Source organism: Cupriavidus sp. HE11 (assembly GCF_056097175.1).
In genome coordinates, this window is sequence record NZ_CP184466.1 from 451,616 (window position 1) to 475,924 (window position 24,309).

The 24,309-nt window shown below is 62.0% G+C and carries 22 protein-coding genes and 4 pseudogenes; 15 read left to right on the forward strand and 11 right to left on the reverse strand.

What is annotated here, in order from left to right:
- Window positions 1–139 precede the first annotated feature (139 nt).
- Together infA and ACOABP_RS29955 are read right to left on the reverse strand one after the other, a co-directional pair.
- Complete coding sequence (gene infA / locus ACOABP_RS29950; RefSeq protein WP_474230699.1) at window positions 140–361, reverse strand: translation initiation factor IF-1; 222 nt, start codon at window positions 359–361, stop codon at window positions 140–142.
- Window positions 354–650, reverse strand: coding sequence for an isochorismatase (locus ACOABP_RS29955; RefSeq protein WP_474230701.1), 297 nt, complete (start codon window positions 648–650; stop codon window positions 354–356). The genes infA and ACOABP_RS29955 overlap by 8 nt, the downstream gene beginning before the upstream one ends.
- A 329-nt stretch (window positions 651–979) precedes the next feature.
- On the opposite strand from ACOABP_RS29955, the gene ACOABP_RS29960 reads away from it, so the two are divergent.
- The 10 genes and pseudogenes from ACOABP_RS29960 to ACOABP_RS30005 all read left to right on the forward strand — a co-directional run bounded on the left by ACOABP_RS29960 (window position 980) and on the right by ACOABP_RS30005 (window position 7,516).
- The gene (locus ACOABP_RS29960) at window positions 980–1,159 is read left to right on the forward strand and encodes a hypothetical protein (RefSeq protein ID WP_474230702.1); all 180 of its coding nucleotides are present in this window, start codon (window positions 980–982) and stop codon (window positions 1,157–1,159) included.
- Window positions 1,160–1,417: 258 nt separating this feature from the next.
- The gene (locus ACOABP_RS29965) at window positions 1,418–1,747 is read left to right on the forward strand and encodes an ArsR/SmtB family transcription factor (protein ID WP_029051503.1); all 330 of its coding nucleotides are present in this window, start codon (window positions 1,418–1,420) and stop codon (window positions 1,745–1,747) included.
- Window positions 1,748–1,750: 3 nt separating this feature from the next.
- Window positions 1,751–2,239: an ArsI/CadI family heavy metal resistance metalloenzyme gene (locus ACOABP_RS29970; RefSeq protein WP_066736527.1), complete on the forward strand. Its 489-nt coding sequence runs from the start codon at window positions 1,751–1,753 to the stop codon at window positions 2,237–2,239.
- 86 nt (window positions 2,240–2,325) lie between these two features.
- Window positions 2,326–2,838 (forward strand): arsenate reductase ArsC, encoded by a 513-nt coding sequence (locus ACOABP_RS29975; RefSeq protein WP_474230703.1) that lies wholly within the window; start codon window positions 2,326–2,328, stop codon window positions 2,836–2,838.
- Entirely contained in the window at window positions 2,835–3,899 is a 1,065-nt protein-coding gene (gene arsB, locus ACOABP_RS29980; protein WP_474230704.1) for an ACR3 family arsenite efflux transporter, read from the forward strand. The genes ACOABP_RS29975 and arsB overlap by 4 nt, the downstream gene beginning before the upstream one ends.
- 8 nt (window positions 3,900–3,907) lie before the next feature.
- Window positions 3,908–4,330, forward strand: a complete 423-nt coding sequence (gene arsC, locus ACOABP_RS29985; RefSeq protein ID WP_474230705.1) for an arsenate reductase (glutaredoxin) — start codon at window positions 3,908–3,910, stop codon at window positions 4,328–4,330.
- On the forward strand, window positions 4,327–5,091 hold the full coding sequence (gene arsH / locus ACOABP_RS29990) for an arsenical resistance protein ArsH (protein WP_474230706.1): 765 nt from the start codon (window positions 4,327–4,329) through the stop codon (window positions 5,089–5,091). The genes arsC and arsH overlap by 4 nt, the downstream gene beginning before the upstream one ends.
- Window positions 5,092–5,108: 17 nt before the next feature.
- Window positions 5,109–6,302, forward strand: a pseudogene (locus tag ACOABP_RS29995) (MFS transporter).
- Window positions 6,303–6,631: 329 nt separating this feature from the next.
- Window positions 6,632–6,823: a hypothetical protein gene (locus ACOABP_RS30000; protein WP_029051498.1), complete on the forward strand. Its 192-nt coding sequence runs from the start codon at window positions 6,632–6,634 to the stop codon at window positions 6,821–6,823.
- Window positions 6,824–6,889: 66 nt separating this feature from the next.
- Complete coding sequence (locus tag ACOABP_RS30005) at window positions 6,890–7,516, forward strand: tyrosine-type recombinase/integrase (protein WP_474230707.1); 627 nt, start codon at window positions 6,890–6,892, stop codon at window positions 7,514–7,516.
- 155 nt (window positions 7,517–7,671) lie between these two features.
- Here ACOABP_RS30005 and ACOABP_RS30010 read toward each other — a convergent pair whose 3' ends face one another.
- The 4 genes and pseudogenes from ACOABP_RS30010 to budC form a co-directional block, all read right to left on the reverse strand.
- Window positions 7,672–8,757, reverse strand: coding sequence for a BamA/TamA family outer membrane protein (locus tag ACOABP_RS30010; RefSeq protein WP_474231360.1), 1,086 nt, complete (start codon window positions 8,755–8,757; stop codon window positions 7,672–7,674).
- A gap of 156 nt (window positions 8,758–8,913) precedes the next feature.
- A complete protein-coding gene (locus ACOABP_RS30015; RefSeq protein WP_474230708.1) occupies window positions 8,914–9,132 on the reverse strand; it encodes a BON domain-containing protein in 219 nt (72 codons plus the stop codon).
- Between the two features lie 261 nt (window positions 9,133–9,393).
- Window positions 9,394–9,726 (reverse strand): annotated as a pseudogene (locus tag ACOABP_RS30020) (NADPH-dependent FMN reductase); the annotation flags it as partial.
- Between the two features lie 18 nt (window positions 9,727–9,744).
- Window positions 9,745–10,506: a meso-2,3-butanediol dehydrogenase gene (gene budC / locus ACOABP_RS30025; protein WP_474230710.1), complete on the reverse strand. Its 762-nt coding sequence runs from the start codon at window positions 10,504–10,506 to the stop codon at window positions 9,745–9,747.
- A 1,335-nt stretch (window positions 10,507–11,841) separates the two neighbouring features.
- Here budC and ACOABP_RS30030 point away from each other — a divergent pair.
- Window positions 11,842–12,114, forward strand: coding sequence for an EF-hand domain-containing protein (locus ACOABP_RS30030; RefSeq protein ID WP_474230711.1), 273 nt, complete (start codon window positions 11,842–11,844; stop codon window positions 12,112–12,114).
- A 979-nt stretch (window positions 12,115–13,093) separates the two neighbouring features.
- Here the strand turns inward: ACOABP_RS30030 and ACOABP_RS30035 are convergent.
- Both ACOABP_RS30035 and ACOABP_RS30040 read right to left on the reverse strand, forming a co-directional pair.
- Window positions 13,094–13,866: pseudogene (locus ACOABP_RS30035) on the reverse strand (reverse transcriptase domain-containing protein); the annotation flags it as partial.
- Between the two features lie 1,274 nt (window positions 13,867–15,140).
- A pseudogene (locus tag ACOABP_RS30040) lies at window positions 15,141–15,673 on the reverse strand (sensor histidine kinase); the annotation flags it as partial.
- 313 nt (window positions 15,674–15,986) lie between these two features.
- On the opposite strand from ACOABP_RS30040, the gene ACOABP_RS30045 reads away from it, so the two are divergent.
- Genes ACOABP_RS30045 through ACOABP_RS30060 form a run of 4 tightly spaced genes read left to right on the forward strand, consistent with a single transcriptional unit; the run spans window position 15,987 to window position 19,113 of the window.
- Entirely contained in the window at window positions 15,987–17,030 is a 1,044-nt protein-coding gene (locus ACOABP_RS30045; RefSeq protein WP_474230712.1) for an acyl-CoA dehydrogenase family protein, read from the forward strand.
- Window positions 17,027–17,617, forward strand: coding sequence for a class I SAM-dependent DNA methyltransferase (locus ACOABP_RS30050; RefSeq protein ID WP_474230713.1), 591 nt, complete (start codon window positions 17,027–17,029; stop codon window positions 17,615–17,617). Before ACOABP_RS30045 ends, ACOABP_RS30050 begins: the two co-directional genes overlap by 4 nt.
- The gene (locus ACOABP_RS30055; protein ID WP_474230714.1) at window positions 17,614–18,300 is read left to right on the forward strand and encodes a glycosyltransferase family 2 protein; all 687 of its coding nucleotides are present in this window, start codon (window positions 17,614–17,616) and stop codon (window positions 18,298–18,300) included. Before ACOABP_RS30050 ends, ACOABP_RS30055 begins: the two co-directional genes overlap by 4 nt.
- Before the next feature lie 60 nt (window positions 18,301–18,360).
- Complete coding sequence (locus ACOABP_RS30060) at window positions 18,361–19,113, forward strand: PIG-L deacetylase family protein (protein WP_474230715.1); 753 nt, start codon at window positions 18,361–18,363, stop codon at window positions 19,111–19,113.
- 307 nt (window positions 19,114–19,420) lie between these two features.
- Here the strand turns inward: ACOABP_RS30060 and ACOABP_RS30065 are convergent, their stop codons facing one another.
- From ACOABP_RS30065 to ACOABP_RS30075, 3 genes are all read right to left on the reverse strand, one after another.
- Window positions 19,421–21,322 carry a PAS domain-containing hybrid sensor histidine kinase/response regulator gene (locus tag ACOABP_RS30065; RefSeq protein WP_474230716.1) on the reverse strand — a complete coding sequence of 634 codons (1,902 nt, stop codon included), beginning with the start codon at window positions 21,320–21,322 and terminating at the stop codon, window positions 19,421–19,423.
- A 177-nt stretch (window positions 21,323–21,499) separates the two neighbouring features.
- Window positions 21,500–22,789, reverse strand: coding sequence for an Nramp family divalent metal transporter (locus tag ACOABP_RS30070; protein ID WP_474230718.1), 1,290 nt, complete (start codon window positions 22,787–22,789; stop codon window positions 21,500–21,502).
- 23 nt (window positions 22,790–22,812) lie between these two features.
- Window positions 22,813–24,204, reverse strand: a complete 1,392-nt coding sequence (locus ACOABP_RS30075) for a carbohydrate porin (protein ID WP_474230719.1) — start codon at window positions 24,202–24,204, stop codon at window positions 22,813–22,815.
- Between the last annotated feature and the right edge of the window lie 105 nt (window positions 24,205–24,309).

The following is a 24,309-nucleotide window of genomic DNA, read 5'->3' on the forward strand; positions in this document are numbered from 1 at the left end:
GTGACGGTAACGGATCGAGGGATCCTACGCCGCTGGGTATCCACAATGCCCAGGTCAACATGACCAGGCGCTCCGGGCGTATCACGCGTCAATGTGAGACAGTTTGCGCAGAGCGACATGCCCGCTGGCCTATTGCCCTTCAGGCATTGTGACGATAGTTGATCCAACCCTTCGTAAGGTCGTATGGCGACATTTCAAGCGTGACGCGGTCATCAGTGAGGATGCGAATGCGATTCTTCTTGAGCCGCCCCGACGAGTAAGCCCAGACCTCGAAGCTATTTTCGAGGATCACTCGGAAGCGATTGCCCGGAGGGACTTCGGACATTCGGCCCCCGAATTCCACAAGTTCTTCTTTAGCCACGGGAGCTCCTGTCTGCGGCAGGGCCCTTTACGCCGCAGGCTGCGTCGCCAGCCCGCCGCTGCGCAGCCTGTTGCAGGCGCATGCGTGTGGCGACGATTTCACCCGCGCGGTGGGCGGCTTGCTTGGCCTTGGTCTCGGAGTGGTGCGTAGCGTGGCGCATTGAGACGTTTGCAACGATGCATTCTGCACCGTCCCTGTACTCGGAGATCATGTAGTTTGCAAACCATACGCCAGGCTCTTGTTGGATGGGGTACACGGATACGGTGAACGAAGTGATGTCGTGTTTCAAATATTTTCCTAATCGGAAGCGCGTGTGATCCCAAGGGAGCCTCCAACACCCACCCGTATGGGCTGTGCGCACTTGCCTGGTAATCGCTCGTCGTTGCAGAAGTCAGTGTCACGGCCTGCGCATCAGCGCAGCGGAGGAACTGGCGTGAGATGGACCGTGCTTGCGCAAGCTGTGCGCCTAGTACATGCGCGAGAGTTGCGGAGCGGGCGTGCCGCCGGTCGGATGGTTGTGGGCGACTGTCGCCCTATACGAATCGGGTGTACACCCGACAGGCCGCTGATGCTTTTCTATTGATGATCTTTTGCGGCCGGCGCATGTGACGTCGAACGGTGTCGACTAGCGCAATCGAACTTGGATCATACCACTATCTGGCGATGCGCTGCTGGCGCGCATCGCCGGCGCCATTTGCGGTGGTGATTCAGCAGAGAACCCAGCGGCCGGTGCAGTTCGAGATCCTTGGCATCGAGGTAGACGACGCGCGCGAAATGGCGGAGCAAACCGAAGTCTGATGGGTTCCTGGCTGGCGATCGGGTGCATCCCGGCCAACAACCGCCATTGCGGGCGCATTTTCGAAAGGCTGCTCTTACGGTTTTGAGCCGTTGCGAGATCACGCTGAGGGTCGCTACCTTTACGCAGGACACGTTGCTCGCTGTCTCACGTACCTCGCTAACTAGACGCCGTATATGGGACCGGCTGAGCCGCCTGCTGAGGCCGACCGTCACAACAGTACGCTTGCAACGCTCTTATGATTCGACTATAGTCGAATCATGGAAACCGATAACGCCCTGGAAGCGCTTGCCGCGCTCGCCCACGCCGTCCGCCTGGCTGTGTTCCGCCTGCTCGTGCAGGCCGGCCCCGAAGGCCTGCCGGCTGGCCGCATTGCCGAACTGATGGAGATGCCGGCGTCCTCGCTGTCGTTCCATCTCAAGGAATTACACCGCGCCGGTCTGCTGGCCAGCCGCCAGGAGGGCCGCTCGATCATCTACATGGCGCGCTTCGAGACCATGAATGCCCTGCTGGGCTATCTCACGGAGAACTGCTGTGGCGGCAATCCGTGTTCGCCGGTGTCCTCCTGTTCCGTCGCCACGGAGTCCTGAACCATGAAGCGCTTCCACGTCCATGTCAGCGTGGCCGATCTGCGGGCCAGCATCCGCTACTACTCGGCCCTGTTCGCTGCCGAACCCATCGTCGTCCGCGACGACTACGCCAAGTGGGCTCTGGACGACCCGCGCGTGAACTTCGCGATCTCCAATCGCACGGAGAAGCTGGGGGTGGACCATCTGGGCATCCAGGTGGAGACCGACGCGGAGCTTGCCGAGATGCAGGCGCGCCTCGCCAGCGCCGACCTGCCCATGCAGTCCCAGTCCGAGACGAACTGCTGCTACGCAACCTCGAACAAGCATTGGTCGGTCGACCCGACGGGGATCGCCTGGGAGTCGTTCCACACGCTCGGCGGTGCGCCGACGTATGGCGAATCGCGTGACCGTACCCCCGAAGCCGCCGCGTGCTGTGTACCAATCCCGGTGACCGTCACGCCGAAGCCATCCGCCAAGACCGCCTGCTGCACGCCGGAATCCGGCTGCTGCTGAGTACTCGCTAACCCGCCTCCCCCATCGAGCCTCATACGAGGAGGCACCCGCTCGCCCGAACGTCGCCCAATCACCCAACGACCAACATGTCCGACAAGACTTTCAACGTACTGGTGCTGTGCACCGGCAACTCCGCCCGCAGCGTCATGGCCGAAGCGCTGTTCAATGTCCTCGGCAAGGGACGCTTTCACGCCTACAGCGCCGGCAGCCAGCCCTCCGGCACGGTCAATCCCTTTGCCATCGAGCGCTGCCAGTCGATCGGCTACGACACGTCCGGGCTGCGCAGCAAGAGCTGGGACGAGTTCGCCCTGCCCGATGCCCCCAGGATGGATTTCGTCATCACCGTATGCGACCAGGCCGCAGGCGAGGTCTGCCCGATCTGGCCGGGCACGCCCATCACCGCACATTGGGGCTTTATGGACCCCGCCGCCATCCAGGGCTCGGACGAAGAGAAGCGCAAGGTGTTCGATCAGGTCTTCCGTCAGATCCTGACCCGCGTCAGCCAGTTCGTGAACCTGCCGTTGCACGTACTGGACCATCACGCCATCCATAAGAAGATGCGCGCCATCGGCGAGCAACCTGTGGAGGCCGGGCAATGAGCACGGCGCAGAGGGCCGCGGGGGCCGTGCAGCCCAGCGCGATTGGCTTCTTCGAGCGCTACCTGACCGTCTGGGTGGCGCTCTGCATCGTGGCGGGCATCCTGCTCGGCCAATGGCTGCCACCGGTCTTTCAGGCCATTGGCGCCATGGAGGTCGCACAGGTGAACTTGCCGGTCGGCGTGCTGATCTGGATCATGATCATCCCGATGCTGATCAAGATCGATTTCGGTGCCATGGGCCAGGTCGCGGGACACTGGCGCGGCATCGGCGTGACGCTGTTCGTGAACTGGCTGGTCAAGCCGTTCTCGATGGCGTTGCTGGGCTGGATCTTCGTGCGCCATCTATTCGCTGGCTGGCTGCCCGCCGAGCAGCTCGACAGCTACATCGCCGGCCTGATCCTGCTGGCGGCGGCACCCTGCACGGCGATGGTGTTTGTCTGGTCCCAGCTCTGCAAGGGCGATCCGTACTTCACGCTGTCGCAGGTGGCACTCAACGACGCGATCATGGTCGTGGCCTTCGCGCCCGTCGTCGCGCTGCTGCTGGGTCTATCGTCGATTACGGTGCCGTGGGACACGCTCATCACGTCGGTCGCGCTCTACATTGTGGTGCCGGTGCTGATCGCGCAGGTCATCCGCAGGGCATTGCTGGCGCGGGGCGACGGCACCTACAGGCGCGTCGTTGGCGCGCTCGCCCCCTACTCGATCGTCTCCCTGCTTGCGACGCTGGTGCTGCTGTTCGGCTTTCAGGGCAATGCCATCGTCGAGAAGCCGCTGATCATCCTGCTGCTTGCCGTGCCGATCCTGATTCAGGTCTTGCTGAACTCCGGCCTGGCCTACCTGCTCAATCGCAAGCTCGGCGTCGCCCACTGCGTGGCGGGCCCATCGGCGCTGATCGGCGCAAGCAACTTCTTCGAGCTGGCCGTGGCCACGGCCATCAGCCTGTTCGGTTTCCAGTCGGGCGCGGCGCTCGCCACCGTCGTCGGCGTGCTGATCGAGGTCCCCGTGATGCTGTTCGTCGTCGGCGTGGTCAACCGTTCGCAGCACTGGTACGAATCGCACTGAGATACCCCATGACCGTCACCATCTATCACAGCCCCGCCTGCGGCACATCGCGCAACACGCTCGCCATGATCCGCAACGCGGGCATCGAGCCGACCGTCATCGAGTACCTGAGCACGCCGCCCGACCGGCAGACCTTGCAGGCAATGATCCGCGACGCCGGGCTCACTGTGCGCGAAGCCATCCGCGAGAAGGGCACGCCCTATGCCGAGCTGGGTCTCGCCGACCCGTCGCTGACCGATGGCCAATTGCTGGACGCGATGCTGGCCCATCCGCTCCTGATCAACCGGCCCTTCGTCGTCACCGATTTGGGCGTGCGCCTGTGCCGGCCGTCGGAGCTGGTGCTGGACATCCTGCCGGCGCCGCAGCAAGGCGCCTTCACCAAGGAAGACGGCGAGCCTGTCATCGACGCGCAAGGGCGGAGAATCCAATGACCGCGGATCTTCCCAATATCGTCCCTGCGTTGCTCGATACGCCTGACCTCTATAAGCTGGAACCGCCACGCGTCAGCACCCACCCGCCGCGCATCCTGCTGCTCTACGGTTCGCTGCGCGAGACTTCCTATAGCCGGCTGCTGGTGCAGGAAGCCGAACGGATTCTCCAGCACTTCGGGGCGGAGACCCGCGTGTTCGACCCGCGCGACCTGCCGATGGCGGACAGCGTGCCCGCTGATCACCCCAAGGTGGTCGAACTGCGCAAGCTCTCCGAGTGGTCGGAAGGCCAGGTCTGGTGTAGCCCCGAGCGCCATGGCACGCTGACGGCCGTCTTCAAGAACCAGATCGACTGGCTGCCGCTGGAGTTCGGCGGCATTCGCCCGACCCAAGGCCGCACGCTGGCCGTCATGCAGGTGTGCGGCGGCTCGCAGTCGTTCAACGCCGTCAATACGCTGCGCGTGCTGGGCCGCTGGATGCGCATGGTGACCATCCCGAACCAGTCGTCGGTGGCCAAGGCGTACCAGGAGTTCGACGGCAACGGCCGCATGAAGCCGTCGTCTTACTACGACCGCGTGGTCGACGTCATGGAAGAGCTCGTCAAGTTCACGCTGCTGGTGCGTGACCGCAGCGACTACCTGACGGACCGCTACAGCGAGCGCAAGGAAGCCGCGCCCGCCAACGCGACGACGCTGGCAGCGGCGGCCATGCAGCACGAGAACGAGGCCCAGACCGGCGACACCGACAGCAGCGAAGTGGAATAACCAGGAACGGGATGGCCATGGAGCCGAGCAGTAGCGTGATCGCCAGGCTGGGGATTGCCCAGACGCTGGCCTGGGGTTCGACCTACTACCTGCCCGCCATGCTCGCAACGCCCATGGCCAAGGATCTTGGTGTCTCCACGCCGACGATCTTTGCTGCCTTCAGCGTCGCACTGGTGGTGTCCGCATTGCTGGGGCCCGCTGCTGGCCGCATGATCGATCGCACGGGTGGACGATCGGTGCTCGTGGCCACAAGCCTTGTGTTTGCTATCGGACTCGCCGGGCTTAGCCTGGCACAGGGCGCCGTGGGCCTCTTCGCCGCCTGGGTGATCCTGGGTATCGGCATGGGCGCCGGGCTCTACGAAGCGGCGTTCGCCACGCTGGTAGCGCTGTACGGCCACCGTTCGCGCGGCGCGATCACCGGCATCACACTACTCGCCGGCTTCGCCAGCACGGTCGGCTGGCCGCTCTCGACCTACATGGAGGCGCACATCGGGTGGCGCGGTGCCTGCCTGTCCTGGTCGGCGCTGCATCTCACGCTTGGGCTGGCCCTGAACCTGAGCATGCCGCGGATGGCAGCCGGAGCGAATGCGCCCAGCGAAGCCGTGCCATCAACGCGTAGTGATCGGCCGCACCCGGGTGACGAGCGTTCGCAGCGGACGGCTTCCTATGCGCTGACCTTCGTTTTCGCGGCGACCTGGTTGATCAGCACAGCGATGGCCGCACACCTTCCGCGGCTGCTGCAGGCGGGTGGGGCGTCGTTGGCCATGGCCGTGATGATGGGCGCGCTGATCGGACCGGCGCAAGTCGGTGCCCGGATCCTGGAGTTCGGCCTGCTGCGCAAGGTCCACCCCTTGCTGTCGGCGCGGATCGCGGCGGCGCTGCATCCCATTGGCGCATTGGCGTTCGGTGTGGCCGGGGCGCCCGCGGCGGCCCTGTTTGGCGTCCTACACGGGGCGGGCAACGGCATTCTCACGATTGCCAAGGGCACGCTGCCGCTGGTTATTTTCGGGCCGGGCGGGTATGGCCACCGTCAGGGCTTGTTAATGGTGCCGGCCCGCGTCGCCCAAGCAATGGCGCCGTAGCTCTTCGGCATGCTGCTCGATTCCTTGGGCGCTAGGGCGCTCTGGGTGTCGTCGGCTCTTGGATTCGCCTCGATCCTCACGCTATTTCTTCTGCACGGACAGAGGCGCACGGCAGCCGCCGCTGCATAAGCCACGGTTCGCTTGCTTTCGAACGACCGCTCTGCGGCGGTGTCCTGCCTCTGGGAGCGCAGTTGCTGGCTGGCGGGAATAGGCGGTCACCGCCGACTCATCAAGACCCACCTCTGTCCCGGACAGAAGCTCGGCGATTGAATCTCGGCAATCAGTGAATCGGCAAGATCCGAAACTGCCCCCGCACGAAAATGTTGGTCCTATGCTTGCGCTCTTCGGAGCCTGCTGTGCCCTCGCGCGCATCCTGAGAAAGATTGGCAACTCGCTGATCCATGGAGATCTCCGGCCGTCACATGCTGTAATCCCCTTTTCTGCCATGGAGATACGCGATGGATGACCATACCCAAATTCTCGTCTGCAAATGCGGCGTCACCGTCCGGATCCGCGAACTGCACTTCGAGATTGGAGGCAACCAGGCCTTGGACTGGGCGCCATGTCCACTGTGCTATCGGAAGCTCTACCAGATGAGCGTCGAAGGCGTCGTGTCAGCGGAGTTGGTTTCGGAAGCGGAGTGGGACTAGCGCCCGCCACTTGAGAGGTTCCGGCACAGGCGCAGAATGGGCTCCCATCCACTCCAGGAGTGAGTCATGACTACCTCCCAACCATCTGTAAGCCGCCGTGCCCCGTGGAACAAGGGAAGACTAACGGGGCAAAAGCCTCCTCTGAAGCTGTCCGAGATTTGGGCAATCCGTACGCGCCTTCAGCTCACCGCTAGCACGAGAGACTTGGCGTTGTTCAACCTCGCCATCGACAGCAAGCTGCGCGCTTGCGATTTGATTCGTCTCCGCGTACAAGATGTCAGCGTAGGAAGCCAAGTTGGCATGCGTGCGACGGTCATGCAACAGAAGACGCATCGACCCGTGCAATTTGAGATTACTGGACAGACTCGGGAATGCCTCCAGGCCTGGATACGCGCACGGGGATTGAGCTGTGGCGACTTCTTGTTCCCCAGTCGTTTGCGCTCGTCGCCCCATCTGTCGACCCGACAATATGCCCGGTTGGTCCATCGCTGGATAGCGTCAATCGGCCTTGACACTTCCGCTTATGGGACGCATTCAATCCGGCGAACCAAGGTCTCGCTAATCTATAGACGGACCAGAAACCTGAGAGCTGTCCAACTGCTCCTCGGGCATACAAAGCTCGAGAGTACCGTCCGGTATCTGGGAATTGAGGTAGATGACGCCTTGGAGATTGCTGAGCAAACTGAAGTCTAACCATACTTCTGGCCGGCAGGCGGGCGCTTGCCGGCCATAAAGGGACCTTCGTTTGACGCACCACGTGGACATTCGTGCGGCAGTTCCACTCAACAAGCAGCCATTCAAACCGACGTCACCGGCGAACACGGTTTCGCCGGGAAGAACCGCCCTAGCTAGCGCCAAGCGCTGCCAACCTGGATGTAAAAGGCGTTCTGATCCTTGCTGTGGGCCACGTCGATCCCGACCGCCACGCCCAGCTTGCGGGCGACCAAGTACCGAAAGCCGGCGCCAACGCTGACCACGTTCTGGGCGTCGCTGAAACTGTTCCAGTGGCCGTATGCCTTGCCCACCCCGCTGAAGCCCAGCACGCTCCAGCGCGGAGTGACGTTCCAGCGCAGTTCGGCCTCTGCCACCAGCGCATTGCGGTCCTGGTAGCGGCCTTTTTGCACGCCGCGAAGATCGACATAGGGCTGTGCGTAGAACGGCGTCTGGCCGCTCGACATGCGGCTGTCCCCCCTCAGGCCTAGCACGAACGTGTTGCCGATCGGCATCCAGTGGTAGCCGCGCAGGTTGTACAGGTCGAAGCTGTCTGAACTGCCGAGGCCGGGCCGGGCGAACTGGAGTTCGAGTTCGGCGTACGTCCCGCGACTCGCGTAAAAGATGTTGTCGCGTGAGTCGTAGTCGATCACGATCGCGCCCATGCCGATGCGCTGACCACGCGAAATGTCGCCTAGCTCGGGCGCGCTGCTCCCATGCCGGAACGTCGTGGTGGCATCGAAGTAGACGTAGCGGGGGCCAACATACCAGCGGCTGTCGCCTATGCGTGCGAGAAACTGCTGGACAGTCCCCGCGCCGCTCAGCTCGTAAGCGCGCGGCTGGTTGAGGACGCCGAAGTAGTCCAATTGGGCGTCGACCTTGGCGAGCCCGCCGAGGTAGCGGTACCGATCACCATCCCATGTATGGAAGTGTCCGAGGAAGGCGCCCCACGTGCCATTCTGCGTAAGGAGGCTGCCGACGAACGTGATGTTGGGCGGCGCCGGGCCGTTTTCGTTGGATCGTGCCTCCTCCAACGACTCCGAGAAAAACAGCAACCCGAGTCCCGCCCCATAGCCAACGGCCGGCTCCGTGATGACGATCGGCACCGGTAGCGCGCCCTTGTGCTTGAGCAGGTAGTCGCTGGCGTCGAATTGGCCATCCTCCGGATCGATGAACGACAGCGGCGCCGATGCCGCGCTGGTGGCGACGCACAATACGGCCATGGTGCACAGGCCGCGCAGGCCAAAGGCGTTTCGACGCTGCACGGACGTATGTGATGGCGGAGCCATGGGCGAGCGGGGCCGTAGATGATCATTGAAGCCAATATGGCAGCGTAGTCCACACTGGACGCCGGCGCCAATTCCCTTTGTCTGCGCTATCTAGGATCCGCCAATGGCTGAGAGCGTGCGTTCCGACTGGTCCGTCGTGGCACGGTCATTGAGATAGTCGCGGCGTTGTACGCGGATATGGTTTTCGACGTCTTGCACGCCGAAGACGGCATCCGCCATATCCTCGATCAGGCGCTTCTGGTAGCGGTCCTCGACCGTGCCGGACAGCGTCACGATGCCAGCTTCCACCTCAACCGAGACCTCGGACACGTCGATGCCATCGTGCAGCGTTAGCCGCTCGCAGATATCGTCCCGAATGCGGTCGTCGGCGCGTTGATAGTCCTAAGGGCCAGGATAGCCGCCTGTGCCGATGCGGGCGGAGTTCACGGGCTGCGTGGGATGGGCGCGATATCCGGGGTCGCCCAGATACAGGCGCTGGGCGCCATTGAACGATTGGCCGCCGCTGTCGCTGCTGCCGAAGTAGCCGGCGCCGCCATAGCCCGGCTCGTTCTGCCGCTGCTTGCGGTCTCGTACGCACCCCTTGCAGGGGTGGATATGGAGATCATGATCGGATGCCAGCAGGCTCGGGTCGAGCGTATCGACCGTCATGCCCAGCGCCTCCAGGCGCGCCCGGGCGATGCCCGCTAGGCGCCAGGACTTCGACATTTCCCCCGGACAGGTGTAATCGTTGCGGGCCCCGCCGACCACCAGCAGCACGCGCGACGGCCTGTCGAGATCGTCATGCTCCCGAAACCGCTGGCGGAATACGTCGCGAGGCATCTGTTCGATAACCTGCCCTCCGCGGACGTCCTGCGCAGCGTCGGCTCCTTTGCTGTCATCCTTGTCGGTGTCTGGTCGCGTCATGTCTGGTCTGCCCCGGCGCTACTGCGGCGGCTGGCCGTTCGATGCGCTCAGGCCCCCATCCACCGGCAGGTTCACGCCCGTGACGAAGCGTGCGTCATCGCTGGCCAGGAAGGCAATCGCCCCGGCGATATCGTCAGGCTCCGCAGTGCGTCCCAGTGCAATACGGTCGCGAAACTTGTCGAGCAGCGCCTCATCCTTGAACATGTCCGTGGTCAGATCCGTGCGCGTCAGCGTCGGGCATACCGAGTTGATGCGCACGCCGTCGCGACCATAGTCCAGTGCCAGCGCACGCGTCAGGTTCACCACGCCGCCCTTGGCGGCGTTATAAAAGCATAGCTTCCAGTCCGCGCCGAGTCCCGACACCGAGGCGGTATTGACGATGCAGCCCTTGGTGCGAATCAGGTGCGGCAACGCCGCCCGTGCGCCGAAGAAGACGCCGTCCAGATCCGTCGCCATGACCGCGTGCCAATCGTCGACACTGGCCTCGGTCGCGCGGCCTTCCGACGCCACACCGGCGTTGTTGACCATCACGTCGAGCTTGCCGAAGCGATCCACCGCGGCCTGCACCAGCGCCTCGACTTGGTCGAGCTGGCTCACATCAGTCACGTGAACGAGGGTGCGGTCCTGAGGCAGATCGGTGGCCACGCGGTCGAGCTTGGTGCGGGTACGGCCCGCCAGCACGACTGCCGCCCCCTCCGCCGAGAACCTGCGCGCGGCCCCGGCCCCGATGCCGGAGCCCGCGCCGGTCACGATCACCACCTTGTCCTGAAACCGGTTCATGATTGCGTTCTCCATGACGCGTTATCGAGCGCCACCACCGGCCGTACCGCCGCCCATGGTACCGGTTCCGCCAGTCCCCGTCGTGCCGCTGCCTGATGTGCTACCCGGCATGCGTCCGCCCGGAGTCATGCCCGTTCCCGGCGGCATGCCGGTCGGCACATCGGCACGACCGTCACCGGGATTCATGCCCGACGTGCCGGGCATTCCCGGCGTTCCAGGGACTACCGGTGTCGTCGTTCCAGGCATGCCCGGCGTTGGCGTCGCACTGCCATAGTTGCTGCCGTACGTGGGGCCAGTGCCTGGCCGCGCGGTCGTGGTTCCCGACGAATTCGTGCGGCCCCGCTGGCCGGCCCGATTGCCGGTCGAGCCGGAACCCGTGCCGCCGGGCATCGTGCTCGCGCCGGGCGACGTGGAACTGTCCATGGTACTGGTGCCGCCTGCGGTCCCGGTCCCGCCAACGCCTGTTCCCGTCTGTGCATACGCGGCGCCAATCCAGAGCGCGGCCGCACTCAACGCCATCAGCTTACTGGATCTCATGCCTGGCCTCCCAATATGGGTGTATGAAGGATCTGCACATTGCTCGCAACGGCCGTGCCCGGTGAGTATAAGCACGCCGAGGGTCTGCCCCGATGCCGCGCGGGGCGCCACTGCAAGTAGTTTCTGGGCAGCCTCGTGCACGCGTCACGCCCGTTACCTGCGGGGCCGGAGCCGTACCGGGCAGTAAAAATCTCCTTGCCATCGTCAGATGTACGCGCGACGGCTGCATCCCGCCCGTTGACCCTTCAGCACCTTGCGTGAGGAGCACGACGCCCCACCGGCACGCGCGAAAGCGGCAGACCAGGATCGGTCCGACGCCGGCCAGCCGCTGACAAATCGCCGCTATGGCGGCCGCAGCGGCGTCTGCAACGATCACCAGAAGGCTTCAGTACGAACAGGCGATGCCGGCCCATCAAGACAATTCCCCTGAGCCGCCCCATTCACCGTACGGCGCGACGGAGCCCGCCATCCAATTTGAATAGTCGAGGTCTCGTCCGCCCTCGCTCAACGACCAGTGTCCGGCGAACGCATTGCCAGTGGCGCTGCCTCAGCCCGGCCATGAGCGGACAGTAATGCCGTGGATCTGGACGAATCAAGCCGTGAGGCCACTCGCACGGTTTGGTGGGCGCCCCCACTTCCCGTGGTACGCTGGAGCGCGGCATATCTCTTAAGTTGAGACTGCGCGCCCATTCGTGGCGCCCCAACGAGGGTGCTGGTCGACCGGTTAGCGCCCCTCGACCCGGGTGGATCTTTTTCAGCGCAACTCACGTCGCCGCGCGAGCGGCGAAGGAGCCGATCATGCGGGTGTTCTCCTGGATTCTCGCGGTGACGGCACTCTCAGGACCGGTATTTGCTGAGCCGCCGAAGGATGACACGGAAGCCACCCGCAGCTTTGTCGAGCGCTTCAGCGCCGCCGACAAGAACCATAATGGCAAACTGGACCGCGCCGAAGCTCGGGCCGGCATGCCTAACGTATTCAAGTACTTCGACGAAATCGACCACGGCATGGCGGGCGAGGTGACCCAGCGGCAGATCCTGGAGTACTTTGAGAATAGGGCCAAGCAGCGTTAGTAGGCCGGCAACGCCGTAGGGCCGTGATTTGCGGCCGCTGGGCGGACAACCATAACCGGGCTGCCGGCATGCCGCCCTAGATTGCATTCGTAGAGCTGCGAGCAATATCGCCAACGCCGCACCAGCCATCTTCTTCGCCGGATCGAGGACGGCAAGTGTTAGGGGCCGCTCCAGGGACTGGTGAGGCGCGCAAGGCGCAAGCCGGGTCCCAACCTGCTTTCGAAGCGTACGCATAGGCAGCACATTTTCAACGGGCGGAACAGGACGCACACCGTCTCGGGAGAGCCGCGCACACGCATTTACTCACCGCTGCGAGCGCGGCATGACCGAGACGCCCTGAGGCGCCTACAGTCGATTCGGATTGACTAGGTGCCCATGGTCTGTTTCAAGGCAGCGCGTAGTGCAGCGTTGCCGAGAATTGTAACGGCCTCATCATTTAGCTTCGCAGGCTGTGCTGGTAGCTCCACGGTACATTCTGTCGGGTAAAGATTCGGTAGCAGGTCATCCATCGCAGCTTGTGAGTCAAATGGCCCAAGCTGAAGGACTTCGCCTCCATTGATCTCGGCGATATACCATTCCTCAGGGGGAACAGAATAGACCACAACTAGGGGCCTGATTGACGTATTCATAATTCACTCCCACATCTCGGCTATGTGTCCTAAGCACAACATGATGATGTCGGTAATTTAGTAAATGGCGCAAGCTAAACCACCTCTGTCCCATTCACTTCAGCGCTATACCATTCCGTTGGGGAGACGGAATAGATCACAACCGACGGACTGGCTAAGTGCGTGCCTGAGCGCTGCGAACTCTGTCGTACTGAGTGCTGGCTGCCTTGCGACGCAAGATGGTGCGCTGTTGTTGCAAAGAGGCCACTGTCTGGCGCAAGGCGCGCAGCAATGCTTCGGCGGGCCGCGTGCCAATTCCCTCCAGGCGTAGTTGCCTGATAAAGCGAATCTGCCGGCGGATGTTATTTCGGCCTTCGGTGATATGCGCGGTCCCAATCCGTCAGTAGGATGTTCGAGAGCAATGGCGACAGCGGCCCACCTTGCGGCGTGCCCTGCCCCCTTGCCTCAACCACCCCGCCGCGCATCAGCCCCGCTTCCAGATACCGCCGGATCAGCTTGAGCACCCGGGGGTCCTTCACTTGCCGCGCCACCCGCGACATCAGGATGTCGTGGTTGACCCGGTCGAAGAACTTCTCCAAGTCGATGTCCACCACCCAGCGCCGGCCCTCCTGCACGTACCGCTGTGCCTGCAAGACCGCCTGCTGAGCGCTGCGCCCCGGCCTGAAGCCGTAGCTCGACTCGGAGAACCCCGGTTCGTAGATCGGTTGGAGAACTTGCAGCAGCGCCTGCTGGATCAGCCGGTCCACCACCGTCGGGTGCCCAGTGTCCTCACCCCGCCCGCAGGCTTGGGGATGTCCACCGCACGCACCGCCTGCGGGATGTACTGACCGGCCAGCAACGCCGCCCTGACGCTCGGCCAGCTCTCCTTCAGCCAGCCCCGCAACGCCGTCACCTCCAGGGCATCCACCCCGGCCGCGCCGCCGTTGCTGACCACCCTCCGGTACGCCAGCCACATGTTGCTTCTCTCGACCACCGCTTCCATCAGCGATGGCGCCTGCGCTTTCGTTTGCCCGACAGCCGCCGTACCAGCCTCCGCACCCCCATCGGCCCCAGGCAGGTTCCGCCCGCCTTCCTCCGCTGTGGGCTGCACTCGTTCGTGCATTTGGGCTTCGTCGGTAAGTATCGAGGTCTGTCGTCCTAATCACGCTCGTTCGTGTTCGGCCCTTCAATGGCAAACCGCCCACCTACTATGGCCTTTGCTGACTTCTGCACCGCCATCCCTACACCTCTCGATGTCGGTAGCACTCATGGCAGCGATGCAGATCTCCCCGGGTATGACGCACCCACCTTCACGCTTATGCCTGTCGGATATACGCCGCATCATTCCGTGCAAGTACTGGGCTTTGGCCTTTTTGGCTGCCTTACCCCAATGCGTCGCCTCATATCCGCTTCCTGTTCGTCAGGCCAGCGCTTTGCCTCGAGCTTCCTTCAGACCCCCAGTCACCCGGGGAACCCTTGCCTCTGGCTAACACTTCCCCTTGCCGGGTGTGTAAGGGACTTTCACCCTCGAGTGGGTGCGCCCTGCCGGGCGCACCAAAAAAATGCCGCAGCGCAGGGGCGCCGCGGCAAACGATTTAGGATTAAAGGTGCTGTTTCCAGCGTGGCAATGCTGCTCGATTTCGGCTAGGCCTGGGAGCACCCTTTCGGGGTAGGTGTCTGTCCTACACCCGATACTCAGGTAGTCGATGCGCCTGCCTCAACTCTGTCACGCAATGATGGAATTGTGACGTTCCATGCGCTGTTCATCTCGCGTATCGCGTTGATTGACTGATCGCGCTCCGTTCGCAATGCTGCCAGCGCTTGCCGCATGCTTTTTAGATCAACGCGCGCGCGGGAAGCGTCCCCTCCGCGTGATTCCAGCTTCGCTATGTAGTGCCTCTGCCGTTCCGCTTCTCGCGACACATCCAGGACGTACCGCTCCGTCGCGAGCAAGTGCTGAAAAATGTCCGGGGCCAACTTCTATCTCCCTCCTATTTTTTGCAGCGTAGCCACTTGGATAAGCGAGCGGTGTAGGAAAAGATCTGATTTCACCGACCGCCGATTGCGCTGCGCATGCCAGCCGCCCTCCTGAAAAGTCCCGCAGATTGGATCAGTAATAACCCTAGTTCGCAGAACTGCCGCCTCGATATTATTTTGAAAAAATCCATGCTATTTGGAGGAATTGTATGGACGCGAAAATTACTTTTCGGTCACTTGTGATCGCTGATCGATACATTCGTGAGGTCTCGGCCAAGATCGTTCTTCAGCGCCAACTCGTCGCCCAATTGGAAGAGGAAGGGGGAGCTGCGGCGCTGGCGCGACGCAGCTTGGAGTCTATGATTGGCGCGTTGGAGGCGTTGAAAGTTCGCCGGGACAATGTGCGTTTGTCCCTTGCGCTTCGGGATCGAACGGGCGAATCAGACACTCGCCTTGCACTTGGATCGTATGTAGTGGGCTGCGCAAATCATGCCTCAGCATGCCAAGCAACAGATTGCGAGCCTGCTCGACCTGCTCATCAAAAAAAGCCTATCGACTCCACGATGGCCTGGTCAATTGCCTCGTTGAAGCGGATCACATCCTCCAGATCCGAAGCCATCAGCGCACAGTCGCGCCATCCATAATCGCAGCACGCTCGCGCGCAGCGCCCAGTACTCGGCAACGATCTGATTGATGTTAAAGCCGCTATGCCCCCGCAACAGTGCATGCGTTTGCGCAGCGGTCTCTGGCGCACCGATGGGTTTCGGGGCCCACGCCAGGGACTTTTCGCGTTGGGCGTCGCTGGTTTGCCGCGTCGAGAGATCCTTGGCCACCGCTTGCAGGATCTCCTGTGCGTCGTTGCGCAAGGCCATCGAGTCCATGCGCCGGGCGGCCGGCAACAGCGTCGCGGCGAACGCCTCCCACTCCGCCAAAATGCGCGCCATGTCCCGCAAGATGAAGTCAGCCAGTAGCATCTCTTCCCCCCGCCGAATCTGCGAAAGTAAGAAGTTCCTTCACCCCATCTTACGCCAGTTGGCAGCGATGCCAATTCGTAAGCCGACCAACTAGGATGACTGCCTCGCTACATGCCATGCGCGTAAGTGACCTCTAAGCGATTTCAATCGCTAGCATGCCCACTTGTTGTCAAGCCGACACGCTTGTGCGAAGCCCGGTAAAGATTGCACATTCCGTCGCAATTGGCAGTAAGTCCACAGCACAGTGGAACGTTCCTCTACTGCTAGTGCCAGGCGCACGGCGAGTGTATTGTCGTTTCGCTAGGCAAGGAACTTGCTGAGCACGGAAATGCGAGTACTGTCCCATGACATCCCGAAATTCTCCCTCGACGCGATCATCGCTCAGCACGTCGGTCATCACCCCATTCCATTGCCAGGCTGTGGAAGCACGATCGCCCGTTGGCGATTGTTCGAAAAGATCGCTGCCGCCCAGGGTGCAGTCGCCATCAAGCTGTTTGAAGCGCATGCTGACGCCCTGGCCATTCTCGCTGAGCTCGCCGATGCGACGCCCGAGCCAGATACCCGCTGGGCGGTTTGGGCCGCCGAATCGCCCGATGCACGCGTGGACGCGCAGCAGGCTAAGGACGCCGACGTCCTTAGCCTGCGGGCGAGGACGGGCCTCGCGGATGCGCCTCCCTTGCTACTGACTGGTCGCAAAGCCTGGTGTTCCGGTGCGGATGGCGTGTCCCACGCGCTAGTCACCTGCGTTGACGAAAACGACCATAGAATCCTCGCCGTCGTCGACACGCAAGGGCCCTGCGTCACGATCACGGGTGACGGATGGCATGCGGTGGGCATGCGCGACACCTACAGCATCGACGTGCAGATGTTAGATTGCCCTGCGCTACAAGTCGGCGCACCACGCGCGTATCTAGATCGCCCGGGATTCTGGCACGGCGGCGCGGGCATCGCGGCATGCTGGTACGGCACGGTGTTGCCTTTCTACTGGGCCGTCCGGGATGTCGTGTGCAGGCGTGACGATCCGCATGCCACGGCTCATCTTGGCGCGATGGGCTGCGAGTTGCAGGCCTGTGCGGCACTGTTGCGCGAGACAGCAGCGTGGATCGATGCGAATCCCACAGCCGACGCCTTCGTCTCCGCCATGCGGGTGCGCCTGGAAGTGGAATCCGTCGCGCAACGTGTCATGCGGCGCGCCGGCAACGTGCTTGGCGCTGGGCCGCTCTGTAAGGACCCCGCACTTGCGGCGCGTTTTGCCGACTTGCCAGTGTTCCTGAGGCAAAGCCATGCGGAGCGCGATCTTGCGGCGCTGGGTAGCGCGCTCAGCCAAAGCGAAGTGCGCCGTGATAGCACGCTATGACGGCCGCTGACTTTGCTCCGATCTTCCAGCAGGTGGACCCGTGGGGATTCGACACCCTGTGGTACGAAGCGCGCAAGCGCGACATTCTGATGGCTGCGCTGCCAGAGTCTCGCTACGCCTGCGCGTTGGAAGCCGGCTGCGCCACCGGTGCACTGACCGAACGCCTTGCGACGCGATGCGATACGCTGCTGGCCGTCGACCTCGTGCCACGGGCTGTCGAGCGAACCCGGGAACGGTTGGTGCACCAATCCCATGTCGAGGCACATGTTGTCCATCTGCCCGGCGAGTGGCCACCAGGCACCTTCGACTTGGTTGTCCTCAGTGAGCTTGGCTATTACTTTATGCCGGAAGACTGGCGGCGGACTGCAATGCTGGCGGCAAACTCCCTTACACCGGCTGGCACCATCGTCGCCTGCCACTGGCTGCGTCCATTCCCGGCACGCACGATGTCCACGCGCCACGTTCACGCCGCAATTGCCGGTCTGCGCGGAATCCACCGCCATGTCCGGCATATCGAACCCGACTTCCTCCTCGAAATCTGGTCACGCAACGCGCAACCGCTGCGCGAGCGGGAGTGCATACAATGATTGGTGTCGTGGTCCCGGTGCATAACGAGGAGGCGTGTCTGGAAGCCTGTCTGCTCGCCTTGCGCATGGCTGCACTGCATCCGGGACTCAATCAGGAAGAGGTCGTGGTGGCCGTCGTACTGGACGATTGCAGCGACAACTCCCTGGCCATCGCGCGGTCCCATGCCGTGTCGGCACACATCATCTGCCTGCCGATCGGCGCGCGCAACGTGGGCATGGCTCGTCATACGGGCGCCACGCATTTGCTGGCCTGCGATGCCCGCTGGCTGGCCTTCACCGACGCCGACAGTCGCGTGGCACCAGACTGGCTCGTGGCCCAATTGTCGTTGCGCGCCGACGCCGTATGCGGGTTGATAACGGTGGAAGACTGGAGCGACCAACCACCACATGTCGCAGCAACGTTCGCGTCACGCTACCAGCGCACGGAGGGCCACCGACATATACATGGGGCCAACTTCGGTGTTTGTTCGATCGCGTATCAACGCGCCGGCGGCTTTCCACCTGATGCGAGCAGCGAAGATGTCGCCTTGGTGGAGCGCCTGCTCGCGCTTGATGCTCAGATTGCATGGAGTACCCGTCCACACGTGGTAACTAGCGCCCGTGCGCATGGCCGGGCCCCCGCCGGCTTCTCCGACCACCTCGCAATGCTCGCCATGCATTGCGACATTCCGTCGCCGGAGTAGTCCCCGCAAACTGCGTCGCAGGCCGCAGGCGCCCATCCTTTGACGTCATCAGAGATCTCGATGTGTATCCACCAGCTTCCAGAACCGTTGACTGTCATCTCTCCGCATCTTGATGATGCCGTATTCAGTTGCGGGGCACTCATTGCGGCCTCCAAGGGCACCGTGGTCGTAACTGTTCTCGCTGGAATGCCGGAATTCCAAACGGCGTTGACTGACTGGGATCGTGCGGCCGGATTTTCGAGCGGAACGCAGGCCGTGGCAAACCGGCGTGGCGAGGACGTTCGTAGCCTTCAACTGCTGGGGGCGCAGCCAGAATGGTTGGAATTTCTGGACGGGCAATACGGCGAGCGCCGTAGCGCGATAGACATCATGACCGGGCTCTCCGCGTCGTCACCCCTTAAGCGTGGTGGCACCGTGCTGGCACCGATGGGGCTGTTCCACAGCGACCATGTACTCGTCGGTCACGCCTGTATGTTGCTGCGCGCCACGCTCATGCGCCTGAACACCCCAAGCACCGTCGGCGCCCCTGATGAGGACGCTGCGCCCACACCGCCGGTCCACTGGCTGTTCTATGAGGATGCCATCCACCGTAGAGTGCCAGGCGTCCTGCAGAGTCGTCTGTTGAGTTGGTTGCAAGCCGGGCTGATTGCCGAACCGGTTCACCTTCCGGTGGCCTGTTGGCAAGCCAAAAAGATGGCCGCGGTGGAAGCTTACGAGAGCCAACTGCCGCTGTTCGACGCGGCGCAGCTTTCCGACATCGGTGCGCCAGAGCGTTACTGGACCCTAGAACTCTGCCCAAGACGTGGCTATTAAGGCTGGAATTCTGCAAGTGCAGCATAGACAGGCAAGCAACTTGCGTACGTTATCGGAACCTGACGCGCAGACGTATATGCAATGAAGACTGGATGATGCACGGTGCCATCTATATTCCACCCTCGCAAGATTTCCCTCACCTCGTTGTGATTTTGGCCGACGAAGGAATGGTTGCAAATGTCTCGACCGCGCGAACAATAGACGAGGGGAGAAAGATACTTGCGGAGATTCTTGACGCCCTCGACGAGGCGGGTCGCGGCCTCATTTAGCTCCGTGGTTTCTTGGCCTCGATTGAGAAGGGGAACCCTCAGCCGGGCTGACGCAGCACCTCCATCAATGCATCGATGTCAATCGGCTTAACGATATGACCGTGGAATCCCGCTTCTGTGGTGTGTTGCTTGATGCCAGCCTGTCCGAACCCTGTCAACGCGTAGTAGCGTGTTTCCTGCAGCTTTCCATACTCGCGCAGCTCTTTGATGAGTTCGAAGCCGTCCATGTCAGGCATAGCCAGATCGATAAGTGCCACATCCGGAACGAAGTTGGCGATGCTGCGTAGCGCCGCTACGCCATCGTAGGCTACGACAACGGCATGCCCGGTCATTTGCAGTAATAGCCCCAAGCTGTCGGCAGCGTCCCGGTTGTCGTCGACCAAAAGTATACGAAGCGACTCGCCAGGAGCCGACTGAGGCAGCGCATTCAGGTGTTCGCCTTCTGTCACAATAGGTAACCTAATGGTGAACGTGCTGCCCAACCCCGGGCCCGGGCTTGCTGCACTGATTGAACCAGAATGCAACTCGATGATCGAGCGGCAAAGCGATAGCCCGATACCCAATCCTCCGCTCCCTGCATGGCCCGGTGGGGCCGCCTGGACAAACAACTGGAAAATGTCATCCAGAGATTCTGCTGGAATGCCACATCCCTGATCAGCAATCTCTATTTGTCCAATGTGGCCACTAATCGAACACCGCAACGCAATCGTCGCCCCCTCTTCGGAAAACTTCGAGGCGTTAATAAGTACGTTTTGCAGCACCTGAGCAAGTCTAGTGAGGTCCCCCGTTACCAAGAAGTCGGGATCGGCAAGACTGCACTGAAGCCGTTGGGATTTTCCCTCGATGATCGGGCGGCTCCCTTCGATGGCAGCCGCAACGATCTCTCTGGCCGGGATCACCATTCTGCGCAGTTCCAGCTTTCCTGCCGCAATGCGGCCAACGTCCAGCAAATCGTCCACGAGACGTGCTAGATGGCGAAGTTGGCGACCCACTACCCCCAGGTTTGCACGAACCAACGGCGTATCCTCAGGCGCGAGGTCCATGATGGAGGTCGCACTGAACATCGGAGCCAGCGGATTTCTTAGCTCGTGTGCAAGCGTTGCGAGAAACTCGTTCATTCGCCTGGCTGACGCCTCGACTTCTTCCAGGCGTTTGCGCTCGCTCATGTCCCTCGTGATCTTTGCGAATCCTCGCAATTGGCGGTGATCATCGTAGATGGCAGTCAACGTCACGCTCGCCCAAAACATTGAGCCATCCTTGCGGACGCGCCACCCTTCCTCCTGAACCCGCCCCTTCGCGCGGGCGATCTCAAGTAGCTGCGACGGCTTGTCGGCGGCGATATCCTCGGGGAGGTAGAACCTGGAAAAATGTTGGCCAACGATTTCCCCGCTCATGTAGCCCTTGATGCGAGCGGCACCGGCATTCCAGCTTACAACGAGGCCGCGCGGATCCAGCATGAAGATCGCATAGTCATATACGTTCTGCACCAGCAGTCTGAATGTCTCTTCTCGCTCTCGAAGTTTCTCGGCAACCTGCATTCTCTCCGTCATGTCGCGCGTGACCTTGGCAAATCCAATGACCGCGCCCGCCTCGTCACGCAAAGGCGTAATCACGACGTTGGCCCAGAACTGCGTCCCGTCCTTTCGGACCCGCCAGCCTTCATCCTCCAGCCGTCCATGCCGGATCGCCAGCTCTAGCTCTTTCTGCGGCCAGCCTCGAGCGACCGCTTCTTCGGTGTAGAACCGCGAAAAATGAGAACCAATGATCTCGGAGGCTTCGTATCCCTTGATCCGCTGCGCGCCGCGATTCCAACTTCTGACAATGCCATCAGGGTCCAACAGGAAAATCGCGTAGTCGGAGACTGTTTCGACTAACGTGCGAAAGATATCGTGGCGCTCCGCCAAGGGATGCGGCCCAGAAGACCGTTGAGACGAAGACATGGAAGTGGCAATGATTACGGATCTGACGGAATAGTGATCCAAAGTTATTGACAACGCTGTCGGACAGACTCCTACAAGTAGAGCCAGACCGGTAGCTGAATTTCGTCACGAGGTTTGGAAAATGTCACACCGCTTCGTGGAGGGGACCAAGCGCGGAGGATGTTCCAGCCGGCTTTTCTATAGCGACAGGACGGCCATCACCATCAACGAGACCCACATCATTGCCGTAGCGAGCCACGACATGACATGAACCAAAATCGGGGTGCGAAAGATGCCAACAACGGCCTTGCTTCGAGACATCAACTGAAGCACGATCATTGCTGGCGCAGCGGCGACGCCGTTGAATACGGCGCTCCACACGAGCAGCTTTGCCGGTTCAATGGGCAACCAGCATAGCGCCGTACCGATCGCCATGGTGACGCCGATCACCGCGTAGAACCGTCGTGCGGAAAGTGGCTTCTCTTCGAGGCTACGTCTCCAACGCATCGCTTCCGCTGCCGCATAGCCGACGGACCCAGCCAGGACCGGAACCGCCAGCAAACCTGTCCCGATTACCCCCAGACTAAAAAGCAGCATAGCCCATTTCCCCGCCACTGGCTCAAGTGCCTTGGCCGCTGCGGCCGAACTGTCGATATCCAGAACGCCCATGGTGTGCAACGCATACGACGCGGTCAGCATGATGCAAAGCGCGATGATCGCCGATACCGCCATGCCTGTGACGGTATCCACATTGATGCGTCGGAGCTGCGCCCGCGCTTGTCGGGGGGCCTCTTCCAGCGGCAACGCCTTCCGGTCCGCCTCCATCTCCTCCACTTCGGAAGCGGCTTGCCATACGAACAAGTAGGGACTGATGGTCGTGCCGAGGACCGCGACAACCATAAGCACATAGCTGCTGGAGAATTCGAAACGCGGCGAAACGATTGCCACGGCGGCCACGCGCCAATCTATTTTGAGCATGAACATCGCGGCAACGTAGACGAGCAACGACAGGCTCAGCCACCTCAGATAACGCGAATACTGCCGGTAGGGCACGAAAAGTTGCAGTACCAGTGAAGCTACGGCAAACACCAGCGTGTACACCCAGCGCGGCCCACCGACAACCAATGCCAGACCATCGCCCATTGCGGCCAAGTCCGCGCCGACATTGATCGTGTTGGCTATCACCAGCAGCACTACGAAGGCATATGCGAGCGGGCGTGACTGGTGGCGCCGGATGTTGGCCACAATACCTCTACCCGTGATCCGTCCAAGCCTCGCGCAGACGAGTTGGATGGCGATCATCAGCGGCAGCGTCAGGATGACACTCCACAGCAGAGCGTTGCCAAACTGCGCGCCGGCCTGCGCATAGGTGACGATTCCACTGGGATCATCGTCGGCCGCCCCTGTCACGAGGCCAGGTCCCATGAGCCGGTACCACGGCTCCTTCTCCTCCGGGCTAACACTGTCGAGTGCTTCGATTTGCTCCATGGTGGCCTCCTGGATGGCCGCAATCAAAACTGAGCGTGCACCCGCACGCCGTAAAACCGTGCCGGACCCCGGTCGCGGTTGTACCCCAGGTGCCGGATGTACTGGAAGTCTGGGCTGATAAAAAGGTGTCGCTGTACCGCCATGCTGTAGAACACCTCGCAAACCTGTTCGGGGCCATACCGAAGCGCGCCGTCGCCAAGAAAGCCACCCAGGCCACCGCGCGCGAGGTATTCCTGATGCTGCTTGGAAAGGCCATTGATGGCTACGGCGACGCCGAGGCTGTCCATGGCTCGATGCCAATAACCACCCTTCAAGATCGCCCCAGCCGAAGCGCTGCGCCCGACCTCAGTAAATGCGTAGCTTTCGGTCTTGTCATCGGCCCAATCGGCTCTGACATAGAGCCCCAGCGAGTCGCCCGCCTTCTGTTCCAGGCTAACCCCCACACCCACCTTCGCGTGCTCCCGCCGTACCTGCCCTACGTCGGGAGCGCTGCCGGTGCGGGATGCCAGGTCCAGAGCCTCGGAGAAGGCCCCCATATGGGCATGGTTGCGCCAGAGCAGCAGGCGAGCCTTCCCCGCATTGCCGAATAGCATGTACCCATGCTCGAGCTCGAACATGTCGCCGTAGTGATCGAAGATTCTGGTGTCGAGCTGCAGCCCGTTCGGCTCCAGCGGCTGTAGGAAGCGGCCCATCCGCACCGCCCAATCGCCATCGATGTACTCGACTGCCGCCCCCCATGTATAGCCGCGCGCGTCGGCCGGGAAGTCAAAGGAGGCATGGGAGGCAAACGCGGTGTTGAGGTACTCGCTGCGAGGATCGTGCGCGTATTCGAGGCTATTGAAGACATCCAGCACCGAAAGATTGCCGGCCGTGATCACAACGCGGCGCTTGGCCTGCTGGCCTGCTAGCTGATGAAAGCCGGACTCTGCCGATGCCATTTCAGTGCCCAGCGCGATCTCTTGCCGCACGAAGAGACGCGCCCTGTAGATGGTCGGGTTGGCGACGGCGGCCTTTGCCAATTCGCCGTTGGCCAGGCCGCCCAGTCCCTGCGAATCGGAGAAAGCAACACCCTGGATCAACTCGGGATCCAGAAAGACAGAGGCGCCATGCCAGAGACGAAGTCCGACGCTCAACGTCGCCGACCACGAATAGCCATGCTCCGCTGAAGGCAGCAGACTTTTCGGACCGGTGTAGGTGGCGGGGAATGATGGCTTGTACTGCCAGATGTATGTCGACTGCCCGTGGACAGAGACTGACTCCTCCGGCTTCGATATCTCGCTGCCGCTCGCAGCGGCCACTTCTTCAAGGCTGCTGGTGGGATCCTGATCGGCCGCTGTACAGGGCAACGGTAGGCCCAAGGCGAGAGAGAGCAGAACAAGCGTTGGCAGACCAGCGCGATAAACGTCACTGAACATGATCGCGAGGTCCTGAGCCGCCGTCGTTTGTTTGAGGCTAATCTAGCAACAACCGTAGTGTTTCGATGTCAGACAGATAGCAAATCGTGACTTCCGTGCGACCGA

Bases quoted from the DNA above. Each gene is read 5' to 3' on its own strand.
- ACOABP_RS29965 (WP_029051503.1), top strand. From the start codon at position 1,418: ATGGAAACCGATAACGCCCTGGAAGCGCTTGCCGCGCTCGCCCACGCC.
- ACOABP_RS29970 (WP_066736527.1), top strand. From the start codon at position 1,751: ATGAAGCGCTTCCACGTCCATGTCAGCGTGGCCGATCTGCGGGCCAGC.
- ACOABP_RS29975 (WP_474230703.1), top strand. From the start codon at position 2,326: ATGTCCGACAAGACTTTCAACGTACTGGTGCTGTGCACCGGCAACTCC.
- arsB (WP_474230704.1), top strand. From the start codon at position 2,835: ATGAGCACGGCGCAGAGGGCCGCGGGGGCCGTGCAGCCCAGCGCGATT.
- arsC (WP_474230705.1), top strand. From the start codon at position 3,908: ATGACCGTCACCATCTATCACAGCCCCGCCTGCGGCACATCGCGCAAC.
- arsH (WP_474230706.1), top strand. From the start codon at position 4,327: ATGACCGCGGATCTTCCCAATATCGTCCCTGCGTTGCTCGATACGCCT.
- ACOABP_RS30000 (WP_029051498.1), top strand. From the start codon at position 6,632: ATGGATGACCATACCCAAATTCTCGTCTGCAAATGCGGCGTCACCGTC.
- ACOABP_RS30005 (WP_474230707.1), top strand. From the start codon at position 6,890: ATGACTACCTCCCAACCATCTGTAAGCCGCCGTGCCCCGTGGAACAAG.
- ACOABP_RS30010 (WP_474231360.1), bottom strand. From the start codon at position 8,757: ATGGCCGTATTGTGCGTCGCCACCAGCGCGGCATCGGCGCCGCTGTCG.
- budC (WP_474230710.1), bottom strand. From the start codon at position 10,506: ATGAACCGGTTTCAGGACAAGGTGGTGATCGTGACCGGCGCGGGCTCC.
- ACOABP_RS30030 (WP_474230711.1), top strand. From the start codon at position 11,842: ATGCGGGTGTTCTCCTGGATTCTCGCGGTGACGGCACTCTCAGGACCG.
- ACOABP_RS30050 (WP_474230713.1), top strand. From the start codon at position 17,027: ATGACGGCCGCTGACTTTGCTCCGATCTTCCAGCAGGTGGACCCGTGG.
- ACOABP_RS30055 (WP_474230714.1), top strand. From the start codon at position 17,614: ATGATTGGTGTCGTGGTCCCGGTGCATAACGAGGAGGCGTGTCTGGAA.
- ACOABP_RS30060 (WP_474230715.1), top strand. From the start codon at position 18,361: ATGTGTATCCACCAGCTTCCAGAACCGTTGACTGTCATCTCTCCGCAT.
- ACOABP_RS30065 (WP_474230716.1), bottom strand. From the start codon at position 21,322: ATGTCTTCGTCTCAACGGTCTTCTGGGCCGCATCCCTTGGCGGAGCGC.
- ACOABP_RS30070 (WP_474230718.1), bottom strand. From the start codon at position 22,789: ATGGAGCAAATCGAAGCACTCGACAGTGTTAGCCCGGAGGAGAAGGAG.
- ACOABP_RS30075 (WP_474230719.1), bottom strand. From the start codon at position 24,204: ATGTTCAGTGACGTTTATCGCGCTGGTCTGCCAACGCTTGTTCTGCTC.